The sequence below is a fragment of the Thalassiella azotivora genome, assembly GCF_054781695.1.
The window spans coordinates 50,048-66,926 of sequence record NZ_BAAGTX010000005.1 but is presented as its reverse complement, the minus strand read 5'-3'; the positions used below and the strand labels follow the sequence as shown (position 1 = coordinate 66,926).

At 75.0% G+C, this 16,879-nt stretch carries 12 protein-coding genes; 4 read left to right on the top strand and 8 right to left on the bottom strand.

What is annotated here, in order from left to right:
• Nucleotides 1-86: 86 nt before the first annotated feature.
• Entirely contained in the window at nucleotides 87-1,160 is a 1,074-nt protein-coding gene (zapE, locus tag ACYVQV_RS04885) for a cell division protein ZapE (RefSeq protein WP_461022139.1), read from the top strand.
• 36 nt (nucleotides 1,161-1,196) lie between these two features.
• Here the strand turns inward: zapE and treZ are convergent, their stop codons facing one another.
• The 3 genes from treZ to ACYVQV_RS04870 are packed head-to-tail and all read right to left on the bottom strand — an operon-like array spanning nucleotide 1,197 to nucleotide 4,985.
• Entirely contained in the window at nucleotides 1,197-3,290 is a 2,094-nt protein-coding gene (treZ, locus tag ACYVQV_RS04880; protein ID WP_461022138.1) for a malto-oligosyltrehalose trehalohydrolase, read from the bottom strand.
• A 50-nt stretch (nucleotides 3,291-3,340) separates the two neighbouring features.
• Complete coding sequence (locus ACYVQV_RS04875) at nucleotides 3,341-4,495, bottom strand: cation:proton antiporter (RefSeq protein WP_461022137.1); 1,155 nt, start codon at nucleotides 4,493-4,495, stop codon at nucleotides 3,341-3,343.
• Nucleotides 4,496-4,499: 4 nt separating this feature from the next.
• A complete protein-coding gene (locus ACYVQV_RS04870; protein ID WP_461022136.1) occupies nucleotides 4,500-4,985 on the bottom strand; it encodes a cation:proton antiporter regulatory subunit in 486 nt (161 codons plus the stop codon).
• Between the two features lie 127 nt (nucleotides 4,986-5,112).
• Between ACYVQV_RS04870 and ACYVQV_RS04865 the strand changes: the two genes are divergently transcribed.
• The gene (locus tag ACYVQV_RS04865; protein ID WP_461022135.1) at nucleotides 5,113-5,727 is read left to right on the top strand and encodes a carboxymuconolactone decarboxylase family protein; all 615 of its coding nucleotides are present in this window, start codon (nucleotides 5,113-5,115) and stop codon (nucleotides 5,725-5,727) included.
• Here ACYVQV_RS04865 and sigJ read toward each other — a convergent pair.
• Nucleotides 5,654-6,625, bottom strand: a complete 972-nt coding sequence (gene sigJ / locus ACYVQV_RS04860; RefSeq protein WP_461022134.1) for an RNA polymerase sigma factor SigJ — start codon at nucleotides 6,623-6,625, stop codon at nucleotides 5,654-5,656. The two genes, ACYVQV_RS04865 and sigJ, sit on opposite strands and share 74 nt — an antisense overlap.
• Before the next feature lie 105 nt (nucleotides 6,626-6,730).
• On the opposite strand from sigJ, the gene ACYVQV_RS04855 reads away from it, so the two are divergent.
• Nucleotides 6,731-7,873, top strand: coding sequence for a polyphosphate kinase 2 family protein (locus tag ACYVQV_RS04855; RefSeq protein ID WP_461022133.1), 1,143 nt, complete (start codon nucleotides 6,731-6,733; stop codon nucleotides 7,871-7,873).
• Nucleotides 7,874-7,898: 25 nt separating this feature from the next.
• On the opposite strand, the gene ACYVQV_RS04850 is transcribed toward ACYVQV_RS04855, so the two are convergent.
• From ACYVQV_RS04850 to ACYVQV_RS04835, 4 genes are all read right to left on the bottom strand, one after another.
• The gene (locus ACYVQV_RS04850) at nucleotides 7,899-8,840 is read right to left on the bottom strand and encodes a hypothetical protein (RefSeq protein ID WP_461022132.1); all 942 of its coding nucleotides are present in this window, start codon (nucleotides 8,838-8,840) and stop codon (nucleotides 7,899-7,901) included.
• A gap of 44 nt (nucleotides 8,841-8,884) precedes the next feature.
• The gene (gene treY, locus ACYVQV_RS04845) at nucleotides 8,885-11,401 is read right to left on the bottom strand and encodes a malto-oligosyltrehalose synthase (protein ID WP_461022131.1); all 2,517 of its coding nucleotides are present in this window, start codon (nucleotides 11,399-11,401) and stop codon (nucleotides 8,885-8,887) included.
• On the bottom strand, nucleotides 11,398-13,518 hold the full coding sequence (gene glgX, locus ACYVQV_RS04840) for a glycogen debranching protein GlgX (RefSeq protein WP_461022130.1): 2,121 nt from the start codon (nucleotides 13,516-13,518) through the stop codon (nucleotides 11,398-11,400). Before glgX ends, treY begins: the two co-directional genes overlap by 4 nt.
• A gap of 169 nt (nucleotides 13,519-13,687) precedes the next feature.
• Nucleotides 13,688-15,346: an acyl-CoA dehydrogenase family protein gene (locus ACYVQV_RS04835; RefSeq protein ID WP_461022129.1), complete on the bottom strand. Its 1,659-nt coding sequence runs from the start codon at nucleotides 15,344-15,346 to the stop codon at nucleotides 13,688-13,690.
• 141 nt (nucleotides 15,347-15,487) lie between these two features.
• On the opposite strand from ACYVQV_RS04835, the gene ACYVQV_RS04830 reads away from it, so the two are divergent.
• Nucleotides 15,488-16,684: a YihY/virulence factor BrkB family protein gene (locus ACYVQV_RS04830; protein ID WP_461022128.1), complete on the top strand. Its 1,197-nt coding sequence runs from the start codon at nucleotides 15,488-15,490 to the stop codon at nucleotides 16,682-16,684.
• Nucleotides 16,685-16,879 lie beyond the last annotated feature (195 nt).

Here is a 16,879-nt window from a genome sequence, read left to right as displayed (position 1 = left end):
TGCGACGGCTGGGGGCGGTGACGATCCTGCCACCGCGGGCCGCCCGGCGCGCACGCCCCCCGGGCGCGCGTCGTTACGCTCGGTCCGTGCCAGCCCGCCCCCTCCCGCCGGACCGCGGTCCGGCCACCGACGTGGTCCGGCTCGTGGACCGTCACCCCGCACTCGACCGCGAGCGCCTCGTCGAGGAGATGGTGCCGCCGCCGCACTTCGCCGACGTCTCGTTCGACTCCTACGAGCCGGCGCCGGACCAGCCGAGCCAGGCCGAGGCGGTGCGGGTGCTGCGCGAGTTCGCCGGGTCGTTGGCGGACGGCGGGTCCCGCGGGCGCGGCGGCGGCCTGCGCCGGTTGCTGGGCGGTTCGCGCACCGGCGACCGGGGGCCACGGCCCGGCGTGTACCTGGACGGCGGCTTCGGCGTCGGCAAGACCCACCTTCTGGCGTCGCTGTGGCACGCCGCCCCCGCACCGAAGGCCTTCGGCACGTTCGTGGAGTACACCCACCTCGTCGGGGCGCTGGGGTTCCGGCACGCCGTGGAGGTGCTGTCCCGGCGGCGCCTGGTGTGCATCGACGAGTTCGAGCTCGACGACCCCGGGGACACCGTCCTGATGGCCAGGCTGCTGCGCGAGCTCGTCGACGCGGGCGTGCGGCTGGCCGCCACGTCCAACACGCTGCCCGACGCGCTGGGGGAGGGACGCTTCGCGGCGGAGGACTTCCTGCGGGAGATCCAGGCCGTCGCCGGCCACTTCCGGGTCGTCCGGGTCGACGGCGAGGACTACCGCCACCGCGGCCTGCCGACCCCACCGCAGGCGCTGGACGACGCGGAGGTCGCCGAGCGCGTCGCCGCCGTCCCCGGGGCGAGCCTCGACGACTTCGACGAGCTCGTCGACCACCTGGCCACCGTCCACCCGAGCCGCTACGGCGCGCTGCTCGACGGCGTGACCACCGTGGGCTGGCAGGGCGTGCGGACGGTGGAGGACCAGGCGGTCGCGTTGCGCCTGGTCGTCCTCGCCGACCGGATGTACGACCGGGACCTGCCCGTCGTCGTCGGCGGGCAGGGGCTGGACGCGCTGTTCACGCCGCAGATGCTCGCGGGCGGGTACCGCAAGAAGTACCGGCGGACCCTGTCCCGGCTGACGGCGCTCGCCCGCGACGGGCACCAGTAGCGGCTCGACCCGCCCGCTCGGCTCGGCGGTCGCGGGTCAGACGGTGTCCTCCGAGCGGCGGTGCGAGGACTGCGCGTCGGTGTCCGCGTCGTCCGGCCGCTCGGTGATGCCGGTCGCGCCCTCGGTGCGCTCGGCCGACTCGGCGAGCACCGCCTCGGCCTGCGCCTGCGGGTCCGCCGACGGGGCGTGCCGCTCCTCCGGGAGGAGCTGCGCCCGCTCGCTCACGTGCTGGTCGTCGGGGCCCCGCTGCCCGGGGCCGTCCGCCGTCCCGCCCGGCCCTCCCGTCCCCGCCTGACCGACCCTGCTGCCGCCACCCACCACGTCGACACCTCCCGTGCTCGTCGTCGAGACCTTCACCACGGCGACCGAGCGGCCCGGCAGCCGGGCCGTCCCGCGGCCCAGCACCGCGCCGTCCCAGGCGGCGACGGCCATCAGCGGGTCGGCTCCCAGCGGCACGTCCGCCGGCTCGTCCCCGAGGGTGACGACGACCCGGAAGCCGCCGCGGTGCACCACCAGCCACCGCCCGTCGTCGTGCCGCACCTCGACGCCGGCCAGGTCGCCGTCGCGCAGGTCGGGCTCGCGTGCCCGCAGGGCGAGCAGGTCCCGGTACCAGGCGAGCAGCCGCTGGTGGGGCTGGACCGCGATCTCCTCCCAGCGCAGCACCGAGGCGTCCCGGGTCCCCGGGTCCTGCGGGTCGGGCACCTGCTCGGCGTCCCACCCGTGGTCGGCGAACTCGCTGCGGCGGCCCTCGCGGATCGCGTCGGCGAGGTCGGCGTCCTCGTGGTCGGTGAAGAACTGCCACGGCGTGCCCGCACCCCACTCCTCGCCCATGAACAGCATCGGGGTGAACGGGGAGGTGAGGACCAGGGCGGCGGCGGCCGCCGCCAACCCCGGACCCGTCGTGGCGACCGGGCGGTCGCCGACCGCGCGGTTGCCCACCTGGTCGTGGTTCTGCGCGTACGCGACGAACGCGTGCCCGTGGTGGCGCGCCGGGTCGACCGGCGCACCCCAGTCCTCGCCGCGGAACGTCGAGTAGGTGCCGTCGTGCAGGAACACCCGCGTCATGACCTTCGCGAGCGCGTCGAGTCCGCCGAAGTCGCAGTAGTAGCCCTGTCGCTCACCGGTGAGCAGCGCGTGCAGGGCGTGGTGGACGTCGTCCGCCCACTGGGCCGTCATGCCGAGCCCGCCGTCGTCGACCGGCTCGACCGTCCGGGGGTCGTTGAGGTCGGACTCGGCGACCAGGCCCAGCGGCCTGCCCAGCTCGCGGGAGAGCTCGGCGGTCTCCGACGCGAGCTGGGCGAGCACGTGGGTGCCCGAGTCGTCCTTCAGCTCGTGGACGGCGTCGAGGCGCAGCGCGTCGACGTGGAAGTCGCGGAACCAGCGCAGCGCGTTGTCGACGACGAAGCGCCGGACCTCCGCGGACCCCTCGTCGTCGAGGTTCACCGCGGAACCCCACGGGGTGTGGTGCCTGTCCGTGAAGTAGGGACCGAAGTCGTGCAGGTAGTTGCCGCTCGGTCCCAGGTGGTTGTAGACGACGTCGAGGGCCACGGCCAGACCCCGGGTGTGGCAGGCGTCGACGAACCGCTGCAGGGCCTCCGGGCCGCCGTACGGGTCGTGGACCGCGTACAGCGCCACGCCGTCGTAGCCCCAGCCCCAGCGTCCCGGGAAGGCGGCGACCGGCATCAGCTGGACGACGTCCACGCCCAGCGACACGAGGTGGTCGAGCCGGGAGTGGGCGGCGTCCAGCGTCCCGTCGGCGGTGAAGGTGCCGACGTGCAGCTCGTAGAAGACGGCGCCGCGCACGTCCACGCCGCGCCAGGTCCCGTCGCGCCAGCCGTGCCGGGTGGGGTCGAACACCCGGCTGGGACCGTGCACCCCGTGCGGCTGCCACGCCGAGCGCGGGTCCGGCCTCCCCGGCCCGCCGTCGACGTGGAAGAGGTAGTCGGTCCCGTGCCCGGCCCCGTCGACGTCGGCGGACCACCAGCCGTCGTCCGACCTCGTCAGCGCCACGGTGCGAGGCACGCCACGACCGGGGGGCTGCGTGCCCGGCTCGCCGTCGTCCGCCGCGTCGGGCAGCACCTCGACGTCGACCCCCTGCGCCGTCGGCGCCCAGACGCTGAACCTGTGCATGCGGACAGCCTCTCCGGGGCCCCCGCGGCCCGCCATTCGGGGCCGCTCGCTCAGCGCCTGCCGGCCCGGGAGGGCAGGCTGTCGGTCAGCCGCGCCACCAGCGGGCCGCCCACGGCCATGACCAGCACGTAGCCCGTGGCCAGCGGGCCCACCTCGGGGTGACCCGCAGACACCGCCAGGCCGGCGATCACGACGGAGAACTCGCCGCGTGCGACGAGGGCGGCACCGGCACGCCAACGCCCTCGGGGACCGACCCCGTCCGTGCGCGCGGCGAACCAGCCGGTCCCCAGCTTCGTCACCGCGGTCACCAGCGCCAGCACGGCCACCGGCACGAGCACCGGCGGCAGGTCCGCCGGGTCGGTGCCCAGGCCGAAGGCCACGAAGAACGTGGCGGCGAACACGTCCCGCAGCGGGCCGAGGACGGTGCGGGCGCGCTCCGCCATGCCCGCCGGTACCGCGATGCCGACGAGGAACGCGCCCACCGCCGCGGACGCGCCCACGGCCTGCGCCACGCCGGCCACCAGGAGCGTCAGGCCGAGCAGCCGGAGCAGCACCTGCTCGTCGTCGGCGTGCGAGAGCAGCCGGCCCAGCCGGTGTCCGTGCCGGTGCGCGGCGGCGACCACCAGGAGCACGGCGGCCACGGCCAGCGCCGCGCTGCCCACGGCCTGCAGCGGGCCGCCACCCGTCAGCGCGACGACGAGCAGCGGGAGGAACAGCGCCATCGCCACGTCCTCCAGGACGAGCACCGACAGCACCGCCGGCGTCTCCCGGTTCGCCAGACGCCCCAGGTCGGTCAGCAGCCTGGCGATGATCCCCGAGGAGGAGATCCAGGTGACCCCACCCATCGCCACGGCCGCCGGCCACGGCAGGCCCAGGACCAGGCCGGCGACCACCCCGGGCGGGGCGTTGAGCGCCAGGTCGACGAGGCCCGACGGGGTGTGCCGCCGCAGCGACGTCACGAGCTCCGACGCCGAGAACTCCAACCCGAGCGTGAGCAGCAGCAGGACGACGCCGATCTCCGCCGCCACCTCGATGAAGGACGCCGAGGTCGCGAGCGGCACCACCCCGCCCTCGCCCAGCGACAGGGCGGCCAGCAGCACGAAGGGGATGGGGGACAGCCCCCACCGTCTGGCCAGCAGCCCCAGCAGCGACAGCGCCACGAAGAGGCCGCCGAGCTCGAGGAGGAGGGCCGTCAGGTGCTCCACGTCGTCAGGTGCTCCCGGAGAGCAGCGCCTCGAGCTGCTCCAGCCCTGCCTGCGACCCGATGACGACCAGCACGTCGCCGCCGCGCAGGGGCTGGGAGGGTTCGGGTGAGGTGACGACGTCGGGGCCGCGGACCACGGCGACCACCGAGCAGCCGGTCAGGGTGCGGGCGCGCGTCTCGCCCAGCGTCCGGCCGTCGAACGCCGAACCAGCCGCCAGGGTGATCCGCGCCGACCGCAGTCCCGGCACCTCGCGGGAGAGGTCGACGAACCGCTGCGTCAGGCGGGTCGCGCCGAGGAGCTCCGCGACCACCTCCGCCTCGTCCGGCTCCAGCCGCACCACCCCCCGGGCCTGGTCGGGGTCGTCGCGGCTGTACACGGCGACCTCCACGCCTCCGTCGCGGTGCACCACGAGACCGATCAGGTGACCCCCGGCGGTCCGCAGCTCGTAGCGGATGCCGACACCGGGCAGGAGCGTCTCGACGAGGTCCACGCCCGGCATCCTGCCAGCGACGGCACGGGCGGGCCGACGACCGGGCCGGCTGGGTCGGCGCGGCTGTCACACCGGACGCCCCGGTCTCGTCCACCGGGTGACAGCGCACCCGACCCAGGAGGACCCCGTGGCACGACTCACGCTCGACCCCGCTCAGCGCCCCGACCGTCCCGGGCCGGTGACCCGGCTCGTCCTCGCCGCGACCGGACGCGTCCTCGGGCAGGTGCCCGACTCGATGGCCGCGATGAGCGTGCACCCCGGCGTGCTGAGGCGATGGGGCGCCTTCGAGGCGGCCAACGCCCGGATGCCGTCGTCCGTCCTGCCCGGCGAGCTGCGTGACCTCGTCGTCCTCGTCGCCTCCGTGCGGCTGGGCTGCTCGTGGTGCGTCGACTTCGGAGCGGCCCTGTGGGAGCGCCGCGGGCTGGACCAGCAGACGCTCGTCGAGGCGGTGCGCTGGCGCACCAGCGACGTCTTCGACGAACCGACGCGCGCGGTCCTGGAGTACACCGAGGCGGTGTGCGCGGACCCGGTGGCCGTCACCGACGAGCTGGCCGACCGGGTCCGCTCCCACCACGGTGAGCGGGGCCTGGTCGAGGTGACCTACTGGGCGGCGTTGGAGAACCTGCGGTCCCGGTTCAACGCCGCCCTCGGCCTGACCTCGCAGGGCTTCAGCTCCGGGGCGGCGTGCTCCCTGCCGGTGCCCGAACCGGCCGAGGGTACGGCGACCCGGGCAGGTGGCTGACCTTCTCCGGCGCCAGCACCGCGTGGACGGCTCGCACCCGGCCGTCCACGACGGTGAAGGCGTAGGCGGAGACCCGGGGGTCCTGCGGCCGGTCGGAGTCGACCACCGCCAGGAGCCCGGGTTCGCCGTTGACGACGGCCGGCGTCGTCCGGGTGCGGTCGCCCAGCCGTGCCACCAGCCCGAGCAGGAAGGCACCCACCTCCCGGGCGCCGCGCAGCGGTCGCCGCGCCGCGCTCACCACGCCACCGCCGTCCGAGACCAGGACCACGTCGGGCGCCAGCAGCTCCGCCACGCGGTCGCGGTCGCCGCTGCGCAGCGCCTGGGTGAGCTCGGTGAGGACGGCGGCGGCGCGCTCCTGCGGGTCCGGGCGGGGGAGGTCCGCGCGGGCCAGCCGGCGCCGGCCACGTGAGGCGTGCTGGCGGGCGGCGTCCGTGCTGCACCCGAGCACCTCCGCCACCTCGGGGAACGGCACCGCCAGGGCGTCGTGCAGCACCACCGCCACCCGCTGCTCGGGCGTCATCGCGTCGAGCACCACCAGGAACGCCATCCGCACGTCCTCGGCGACCACGAGCTCCTCCAGCGGGTCCCCGCCGGCGGCCGGGCGGGCACCGGTCACGGTGCCACCGGCGGTGAGCACGAGCGGCTCCGGCAGGTAGGGCCCGACGTACCGCTCGCGCCGGGCCCTGGCCGAGCGCAGCTGGTCCAGGGCGATCCGGCAGACCACGGTCGTCAGCCACGCCCGGGGGTCCGCGACGGTCCCGGCGTGCCGGCGCCACCGGGTCCAGGCCTCGGCGACGGCGTCCTCCGCGTCGACCCACGACCCGGTCAGGCGGTACGCGGCCGCCGTCAGGTGCCGTCGGTGCTGCTCCAGCACGTCCGCGGCGTCGTCGTCGTGCACGTGGGCTCCCGTCGTCGATGGTGCTCCCACCCCAGGACGAGACGGGCGGTGGACGTGTGACGAGCCTAGGATCGCGGCTACCCGTCCGATGAGGTGAGGAGCACCATGGGCCGCAGCAGCTCGAAGCGAGGCAGGGCGGGGGCCGGCGGCGCGAAGCGCTCCTCCGAGGCCGAACGGATCTCGGCCGAGATCCGCAAGACCAGGGCCGCCAAGGAGAAGGTGGAGAAGTCGCGGGCCGTCGAACCGCCGGACGCGCAGGCGGAGGGCAAGGGCTCCCAGCGCAAGGGCTCCCAGGGCAAGGGCTCCCAGGGCAAGGGCTCCCAGGGCAAGGGCTCCCAGGGCAAGCAGTCCCGGGGCAAGCAGTCCGCGGCGCCGGCCGCGACCGCGACGGACCTGCGGGACGTCGCCGCGGACGCCTCGGCCGTGGCCGAGGCGCTGCGGGTCGGGGAGGGCTTCGACCTGTCCGCTGTCGACACGCGGGCCACCCCGGGCTTCCGCGGTGGCAAGGCCGAGGGCAAGGCCGCGCTCGCCGAGGCCACCGACGAGCTCTCCGACCTGCAGGAGCGGTTCTGGGCAGAGCGGACCGCGGGCAGCGACCGGTCGCTCCTCCTGGTGGTCCAGGGGATGGACACCTCGGGCAAGGGCGGGGTCCTGCGCCACGTCGTCGGGGCCGTCGACCCGCAGGGGGTCGAGATCACGGCGTTCAAGGCCCCGACCGCCGAGGAGCGGTCCAAGCCGTTCCTGTGGCGGATCCGCCGGGCGCTGCCCGCACCGGGGCACATCGGGGTGTTCGACCGCTCGCACTACGAGGACGTCCTCGTCGTGCGGGTCCACGACCTGGTCGAGCCGCGGGTGTGGCGGCGCCGCTACGACACGATCAACCGGTTCGAGGCGCAGCTGGTCGAGCGGGGCACCACCGTCGTCAAGGTCATGCTGCACGTGTCCCGCGACGAGCAGCGCTCGCGGCTGCTCGAGCGCCTCGACCGGCCGGACAAGCACTGGAAGTACCACCCGGGCGACGTCGACGAGCGGCTCCACTGGGACGACTACCAGGAGGCGTACCAGGCCGTCCTCGACCGGTGCTCCACCGAGGCGGCGCCGTGGTACGTCGTCCCCGCCGACCGCAAGTGGTACGCGCGCTGGGCCGTGCAGCAGCTCCTGCTGCACCACCTGCGGACGCTCGACCCGCAGTGGCCCGTCGCGGACGTCGACGTCGACGCCGAGCGCGAGCGCCTACTCGCCACCTGAGCCGACCGCCCGGCAGGCTGACCCCTCAGCACCGCTCGTCGACCGCGGACCCGGAGCCCGCGACCGCGCCGGCGGGCGTGCGGACCGGTTGCCAGCCGAACGGGGCACGAGCCTCCAGCCGGGGGACGGTGACGGCCCGACCCGGTGGGCAGGCGGCCTTCCAGCGCACGGTGAGCAGACGAGCCTGCCCGGCCTCGAGCAGCCGCGGCAGGGAGGGCCGGGTGACGAGCTGGTCGCGGGGCGGGGACCCCGGCTCGTCGACGACGGCGGACACGCTGCCGGCGTTGACCAGTCGCAGCACGACGCCGCTGCCGTCGGGCAGCGGCTCGTGGTCGGTCAGCACCACGTGCAGGCCGTTGCCGCGCCGCGGGCACACGGGGTCCAGCGGGTCCTCGCCGGCCCGTGGGACCAGCCGCAGGTCCGAGGACCCGCCGCCCCCGCGGGCCGTCAGCGCCACGTGCGGGACGCCGGGGGAACCGCGCAGCACCGCGCAGTCGGGGCGCACCGTGGCCAGCACGGTGACCGCCTCCTGGGCCCCCAGCAGGGTCGGTCCCACGGGCGCGAGCCGTTCGGGGGCGCCGGGCACCGCGAGCCGCAACCGGTCGACCGTCACCGGCTGCCGCCCCGTGTTGCGGACGGTGACCCGCAGGGTGACGTCCCCGACCAGGTGCACCGGCCCACCGGCCGACACCGACGCGACCAGGTCGGCCTGGCCCGGCACGGACCTCGGCTCGGGCGCCGTGGCCAGCAGCACCGCGGCCCCGGCGAGGAGGGCCGGCACCGTCCGGAGCGCCCAGCGGGGGAGCGCCCGCAGCGCCCGCGCGGAGCCCGCGTCCCCAGGAGGGCCGGTCGGCGGGCCGTCGAGGTCCAGGACCACCGGTCGCGACGGCACCGCCGAGGCCGGGGGAGTGCCCATGGCGGACGACCCGCTCAGTGTGGTGCCGTCGCCGAGGCGCTCGGTGCTCACCCCACCATGCTGCGCGGACGGCGTGACGTACGCGACCGTCCCGTTCAGCCGACCCGGCGCAGCAGGGCCACCGGCAGGTCCGCCAGCAGGTCGGCCAACCGGGTGGTGCCGCCGTCCAGGCGTCGTCCGGTCAGCACGTCCTCCCAGCCGCCGTCCGGCAGCGCGACGGTGTGCTCCTGCCACCCGCCGAGCCGGTGGAGGGTCAGCGGCAGCCGGGTCGCCAGCGTGACCGCGGCCGGACCGTCGCCGTCGCCGCGGCTGAACGCCACGACGTGGCCGCTGGACGTCGGCAGCGCCGCGTACGTCGCCTCGGGGCCGACGAACGCCTCCGGCCGGTCCCGTCGCAGGCGCAGGGCCCGCGAGGTGACCAGGAGCTTCTCGTCGTCGAGGTCCGCGGGCCGGGCGCCGGCGTCGAGCCGGTCGAGGCGCGCGGCCCGCAGCGCGTAGTCGACCGGGCGACGGTTGTCGGGGTCCACGAGGGTGGTCTCGACGAGCTCGGTGCCCTGGTACACGTCCGGGACGCCCGGCATCGTCAGCTGGACGAGCTTCTGGCCCAGCAGCGCCACGCGCGTCGGCTCGCGGAAGCGGCGCACCAGCTCCTCGACGGACGCGAGCAGGTCGTCGTCGTCGAGGACACCCCGGGCGAAGCGCGCGACGGCCTGCTCGTAGTCGGCGTCCGGGGACGTCCACGTCGTGTGGGACTTCGCCTCGCGGGTGGCCTTCTCCAGGTACGCCAGCAGCCGGTCCACGGCCAGCGGGCCGTCCGGCGTCCAGGTCGCGACGAGCGTCTGCCAGACGAGGTACTCGGTGCTGCCGTCCAGCAGGGGGGAGCGGTGCTCCGCGGCGCGCTCCCTCCAGTCGCGGACGGCCTCGGCCCACACCGACGGCACCTCGGACAGCACGGCCAGGGCGGCGCGGGTGTCCTCGGAGCGCTTCGTGTCGTGGGTGGACAGCGTCGTCATGGTGGTGGGCCAGTCGCGGACCAACCCGGCGGAGAACGCGTGGAACTCCTCGGCGGAGATGCCGAACCGCGTCGGGTCGCCGCCCACCTCGTTGAGGGAGGCGAGCCGGAACCAGCGGTAGAACGCCGTGTCCTCCACGCCCTTGGCCATCACCGGCCCGCATGTCTGCTGGAAGCGGACGACGAGCTCGGCGCGGGCGCGCTCGTCGATGCGTCCCGCGCTGCCGGCCTCCCGCCCCAGCAGCAGGTCCCGGACCAGGTCGAGGGTCTCGTGCCGCTCCTCCTCGAGCCTCCCGCGGGCCACGCCCACCGCGGCGTCGAGCGCGGACACCGCCTCGGAGGGCGGCGTCTCGCCGGGCACCACGTACGCGCGGTACCGGTCGAACGCCACGAGCAGCTCGACGACGACGTCGTGCAGCGCCCGCCGGGTGTGGTCGCGCAGGCGGACGTCCTGGTGGCAGATCTGGACGAGCAGGTCGACCAGGCGGGCCACCTCGGCGTACAGGCCGTGCTCGACGGTCTCGCGCTTGGCCTGCTCGACGACGGCGTGGAAGTCCGGTCCCTGTCCCGTCACCTCGGTGAGCAGGGCAGACAGCTCGCCGCCCCCGGAGGGGTCGAGGAACAACCCACCCACCCGCAGCAGGGCGTCGTAGCCGGTGGTGCCCGCGCACGGCCAGTCCGAGGGCAGGGTCTCGTGACCCTCGAGGATCTTCTCGACGACGACCCAGGAGCCGTCGGTCGCGTCGGCCAGCCGCCGCAGGTAGCCCCGCGGGTCCGCGAGGCCGTCGGGGTGGTCGATCCGCAGGCCGTCCAGGCGCCGCTGCGCGACGAGCTCGAGCAGCAGCCGGTGGGTCGCGTCGAAGACGTCGGGGTCCTCCACGCGGACCGCGGCCAGGGTGTCGACGTCGAAGAAGCGCCGGTAGTTCAGCTCCTCGTCGGCGACGCGCCAGTGCGCCAGCCGGTACCACTGCCGGTCGACGAGCTCGGCCAGGGGGAGGGACTCGGTGCCCGGGCGGACCGGGAAGACGTGCTCGAAGTACCGCAGCAGCGGCTCGTCACCACCGGTGTCCAGCGCGAGCTCGCCGTCGCCGAGCACCTGCCCGATCCGGCGCCCGAGCACCGGCATCAGCAGGGCGTGGTCGTCGGTGTCCCAGTCGACGTCGAACCAGTGGGCGAACGGGGAGCGGGGGCCGTCGCGCAGCACGGACCACAGGGCCGCGTTCAGGTGGGCGGGCGTCGGCACCGCCATGTGGTTCGGCACCACGTCGGCGACCGCGCCCATGCCGACGTCGTGCAGGGTCGCGACCAGCGCCTCGAAGGCCTCGCGGCCCCCGGCGTCCTCGGACAGCCGGGAGTGGTCGACGACGTCGTAGCCGTGCGTCGAGCCCGGGGTGGGCTGCAGCACCGGCGACAGGTAGACGTGGCTGACCCCCAGCGCGTGCAGGTAGCCGACCTGCTCCGCGGCGTCCCCGAAGCCGAACTCGGGCCGGATCTGCAACCGGTAGGTGGACACCGGGACCGGCCGGCCGGGCGCGGGACGCCGCGCCCCGCCCGCACGGGCCGTGCCCGAGGTCGCCGGGCCGGTGGTCCGGTCGGTCACAGGGTGTCCGTGACGGGCCGGGTGAGCAGCACGACGCTGCGCGGCTGGGCGCACAGCGCCGTGGCGGCCCCGAGCATCGTGCCCTCCTCGAGCTGGCCGGCGGTGTCGACCACGACCTCCCACTCGGCGCCGTAGTCCGGCGTCGGCAGGGTGAAGTCGAGCCGTTCGTGGTGGGCGTTGAACATGATGAGGAACGAGGCGTCGACGACCCGCTCGCCGCGCGGGTCCGGTTCGGGGATGGCCTCGCCGTTGAGGAAGACGGTCAGGGACCGCGCGTAGCCGTTGCTCCAGTCCTCGTCCGCCATGTGCTCACCGGACGGCGTCAGCCAGGCGATGTCACCCAGCTCGCTCTCGCCGCCGTGCCCGGCGTCACCGCGGAAGAACCGGCGGCGGCGGAAGACCGGGTGGTCCCGGCGCAGCTGCACGAGCCGCCGGGTGAACTCCAGCAGCTCCGTCTGCTCCGGCGTCAGGTCCCAGTCGACCCAGGCGATCTCGTTGTCCTGGCAGTAGACGTTGTTGTTGCCGCCCTGGCTGCGGCCCAGCTCGTCACCGTGGGCGATCATCGGCACGCCCTGCGAGAGCAGCAGGGTGGTGAGGAAGTTGCGCTGCTGGCGCGCCCGCAGCGCCAGGACCTCCGCGTCGTCCGTCTCGCCCTCGGCGCCGCAGTTCCAGGAGCGGTTGTGGCTCTCGCCGTCGTTGCCGCCCTCGCCGTTCGCCTCGTTGTGCTTCTCGTTGTAGGACACCAGGTCGCGCAGCGTGAACCCGTCGTGCGCGGTGATGAAGTTGATGCTGGCGATGGGCCGGCGGCCGTCGTCCTGGTACAGGTCGGACGAGCCGGTGATGCGGGAGGCGAACTCGCCGAGCGTCGCCGCCTCACCGCGCCAGAAGTCGCGCACGGTGTCGCGGTACTTGCCGTTCCACTCCGTCCACAGCGGCGGGAACCCGCCGACCTGGTAGCCGCCGTCGCCGAGGTCCCACGGCTCCGCGATGAGCTTGGTCTGGCTGACGACGGGGTCCTGCTGGACGAGGTCGAAGAACGCGCTGAGCCGGTCGACCTCGTGGAACTGCCGGGCCAGTGTCGCCGCGAGGTCGAAGCGGAACCCGTCGACGTGCATCTCCAGGACCCAGTAGCGCAGCGAGTCCATGATCAGCTGCAGGACGTGCGGGTTGCGCATGAGCAGGCTGTTGCCCGTGCCGGTGGTGTCGTAGTAGTGCTCCGGTGCGTCGTCGACGAGCCGGTAGTACGCCGCGTTGTCGATGCCGCGGAAGCACAGGGTGGGGCCCTTCTCGTTGCCCTCGGCCGTGTGGTTGTAGACGACGTCGAGGATGACCTCGATACCCGCCTCGTGCAGGGCCTTGACCATCGCCTTGAACTCCTGCACCTGCTGCCCGCGCGAGCCGGTCGAGGAGTACGCGTTGTGCGGCGCGAAGAAGCCGATGGTGTTGTAGCCCCAGTAGTTCGTCAGCCCCTTCTCGGTGAGGTGGGTGTCCTGGACGAACTGGTGCACCGGCATGAGCTCCAGGGCGGTGACGCCCAGCGACACGAGGTGCTCGACCATCGCGGGGTGGCCGATGCCCGCGTAGGTGCCGCGGATCTCCTCCGGCAGCGACGGGTGGGTCTGGGTGAGGCCCTTGACGTGGGCCTCGTAGATCACCGACTCGTGGTACTCGTGGCCGGGGTAGCGGTCGTTGCCCCAGTCGAAGAAGGGGTTCACCACCACCGACAGCATCGTGTGGCCGAGGCTGTCCGCGTCGTTGCGCCGGGTGGGCGCCTTGAACCGGTACGAGAACAGCGACTCGTCCCCGTCGACCTGGCCGTCGATCGCCTTCGCGTACGGGTCGAGGAGCAGCTTGCTGGGGTTGCACCGGTGGCCCGAGGACGGGGCGTACGGCCCGTGCACCCGGTACCCGTAGCGCTGCCCCGGCTGCACGCCGGGCAGGTAGGCGTGCCAGACGAAGCCGTCGACCTCGGTGAGCTCGACCCGCTGCTCCCCGCCGTCGTCGTCGATCAGGCAGAGCTCCACGCGGTCGGCGACGCCGGAGAAGAGCGCGAAGTTCGTGCCCGTCCCGTCGAACGTGGCGCCGAGCGGGTAGGGGCGTCCTGGCCAGGTCTGCATGTGTCTCTCTCGTCCGGTGGGTAGTGCGGCGGGCCGCTCATCATGGCGGAGGGGTGGCGCCGTCGGCACCCGGTGCTGACGGTACGCGCAGCCGGTGACCCCTGCCCGCCGCGCGGCCGTCGGCGGGACGGGGTGCGCGGACGCGGCCCCGGTGGGAGGACGGCGCGCTTCAGTCGCCGACGCTGCGCTCCACCACGCGGCCCGCCGCCTCGGGGGAGATCTCCATCGTGCCGAACGTCATCCCGCCGCCGCCGCGCACGCGGGTGGCGACGAAGGCGTCCGAGACCTCGGCGGGGGAGTACCGCACCAGCAGGGAGGCCTGCAGGAGGACCGCAGCGCGCTCGACGAGCCACCGGGCGCTCGGGGCCAGCGCGTCGGCGTTCTCCGCCGCCTCGCCGGCGGCGGCCCGCAGCGTCCGGGTGAACGACGTGATCTCGCCGTCGAGGCGACGGTGCGCCCCGCGGGCGAGCTCGACCTCGGCGAGCAGGGCGTCGACGGCCTCGGGGGCGGTGCGCAGCGCCCGGACGACGTCGAGCGCGTTGACGTTGCCCGACCCCTCCCAGATCGAGTTCAGCGGGGACTCCCGGTACAGCCGCGCCACGCCGTTCTCCTCGACGTACCCGTTGCCGCCGAGGCACTCGAGGGCCTCCGCGACGGCCGCCGGCGTGCGCTTGCAGACCCAGTACTTGCCGACCGCGACCGCCAGGCGCAGCAGGTCGCGCTCCTCGGAGTCCTGGGCGGCCGCCAGCCTCATCGCCAGCACCGTGGCGGCCTCGGACTCCACCGCGAGGTCCGCCAGCACCACGCGCATCAGCGGGGCGTCGACCAGGAGGGTGCCGAACGCCCGGCGGTGCCGGGCGTGGTGGACCGCGGCGCGCAGCGCGGCGCGGGTGGTGGCGGCCGACCCGACCACGCAGTCGAGCCGGGTGGCCGCGACCATCGACAGGATGGTGCGGACGCCCTGGCCCTCCTCGCCCAGCCGCACCGCCCAGGTGCCGTCCAGCTCCACCTCGGAGGAGGCGTTCGACCGGTTGCCCAGCTTGTCCTTGAGGCGCTGCAGGCGCCAGGTGTTGCGCGTGCCGTCCTCGAGCCCCCTCGGGACGACGAAGCAGGTGAGCCCGGCGGGCGCCTGGGCCAGGACGAGGAAGAGGTCGCTCATGGGCGCCGAGCAGAACCACTTGTGGCCGGTCAGCCGGTAGGTCTGGCCGCCCTCGACCGGGCCGCCCGCCTCGGGGACGGCGCGGGTGGTGTTGGCCCGCACGTCCGACCCGCCCTGCTTCTCCGTCATCCCCATCCCGGCCAGCACGCCGGCCTTGGTGCCGGGGCGGCGCAGGCCGACCTCGTAGTCGGTGCTGGTCAGCCGCGGCTGCCACACCGCGGCGAGGTCGGGGTCGGTGCGCAGCGCCGGGACCGCCGCGTAGGTCATGGACAGCGGGCAGCCGTGGCCCGCGTCGTTCTGGGTCCACAGGTAGAAGCCGGCGGCCCGGGCCGCGTGGGCGCCGCTGCCGGGTGCCTGCGCCCACGGCGTCCCGCCCAGCCCGTGCTCGACGCCCGTGCGCAGCAGCTGGTGCCAGGCCGGGTGGTACTCGACCTCGTCCACCCGCTCGCCGCGCGGGTCGTGCGTGCGCAGCACCGGGGGGTGGGCCTCGGCCTGCTGACCCCACGAGCGGGCCTTCGTGCCTCCCGCCAGCACGGACAGCTCGGCCAGCGCGGACCGGTGGCCCTGCGCGTACCGGTCGACGGCCTCCGAGAGGGCCGCGTCCTGGGCCAGGAGGTCGACGTCGCCGAGAGCGGGCACCTGGTTGGTGACCTCGTGGGTGTCGAGCATGTCCACACCGTAACGGGCCGCGGGTGGGCCGGGCCCTCGCCGACAGCCGCCCGTGGCCGGCCGCCACCGGAGCGTGACCGGCGACACCGGCGCCGCGTGCCGTCGCGCCCGCAGGGCCCGCTGCCGGATACCGTGCAGCATGTGGCCGGCACCAGCGCGACGTCCCGGCGCGGGTCCGCCGCGGCGCCGGTGCGGCCCTCTCCCCGGCCGACGGTCCGGGCCGCCCGGTCCGCGTCCGCGGGCGCGGCCGCCGTCGCGGGCCGCGCGTGGGGCGGTGTCGTGAGCGCCGCACGCCGTCGTCCGGTCCGGGCGCTGTGGGACCTCGTCGTCGCGACCGTCGAGGTCTGCATGCGCTACCGGGTCACCGGGCTGGCCGCCGAGGCGGGGTTCTTCGCGCTGCTGTCCCTGCCGCCGCTCGTCCTCGGGCTCGCCGGCACCGCGGCCTGGGTCGGCTCGGAGCTCGGCACCGCCACGCGCGAGCAGCTGGTCAGCGGCATCGAGTCCGCCGTCGGGCAGTTCCTCACCACCGAGGCCGTCGAGTCGGTGATCACCCCGACGCTGGAGGAGGCGATCTCCGGCCCGCGGTTCGACCTCATCTCGATCGGCTTCGTCCTGTCGCTGTGGTCGGGTTCGCGCGCCCTGAACGTCTACATCGACACGATCTCGATCATGTACGGCCTGGGTGGCCACCGTGGCATCGTCCGCACCCGCGCGCTGTCCTTCACGCTCTACCTGCTGACCCTCGTGCTGGCGGCCTTCACGCTGCCCCTGGTGCTGATCGGCCCGTCGCTGCTCGGACGGGCCCTGCCCGACGAGCTGAGCTGGCTCCTCGGCGCCTACTGGCCCGTCGTGGGCCTCGCCGGGATCGCGCTGCTGACCACCCTGTACCACGTCGCGACGCCGATCCGCTCGCCCTGGCGACGCGACCTCGCCGGCGCGCTGCTGGCGCTGGTCATCTGGGTGCTCGCCAGCTGGGTGATGCGGCTCGTCATCGCCGAGTCCGTGGGTGGCGCCTCCATCTACGGACCGCTCGCGACCCCGATCATCGTGCTGATCTGGCTGTACCTCATCGCCATCGCCGTGCTCATCGGCGCGGGGCTGAACGCGGCGGTCGACCGGCTGTGGCCCGACCCGCGCCGCGCCGCCGCACGGCTCGGACCCGCCGCGCACGGGGACGAGATGCCCCTGACGCCGGTGGAGCCGGGCGTCCCCGCCGCGCACTGCGGCGAGGACGGCGAGCCGCCGTACCCGCCGGGTGCCGAGCCGGGTGGCGAGCAGGACGAGGAGGCGCGGGCCGGCGTCGGAAACCCGGGTGACCGCGGACGCCGGCAGGCGTAGCGTCGCGACCGTCTCGTCGACCCGTCACGCCGACCGGCGGGGACCGGGTGCCGTCCCCTCCACCACCCCCCCGTCGCGGCTGGACCGCCGAGCACCCGGCGCGCCGACCCGCTGGGACGCGCCGACCGCGCCACCATCGGCCACCATCGGCCACCATCGGCCACCATCGGCCACCATCGGCCGACGACCGGTCGC

Bases quoted from the DNA above. Each gene is read 5' to 3' on its own strand.
- treZ (WP_461022138.1), bottom strand. From the start codon at position 3,290: ATGCACAGGTTCAGCGTCTGGGCGCCGACGGCGCAGGGGGTCGACGTC.
- ACYVQV_RS04855 (WP_461022133.1), top strand. From the start codon at position 6,731: ATGGGCCGCAGCAGCTCGAAGCGAGGCAGGGCGGGGGCCGGCGGCGCG.
- glgX (WP_461022130.1), bottom strand. From the start codon at position 13,518: ATGCAGACCTGGCCAGGACGCCCCTACCCGCTCGGCGCCACGTTCGAC.
- ACYVQV_RS04835 (WP_461022129.1), bottom strand. From the start codon at position 15,346: ATGCTCGACACCCACGAGGTCACCAACCAGGTGCCCGCTCTCGGCGAC.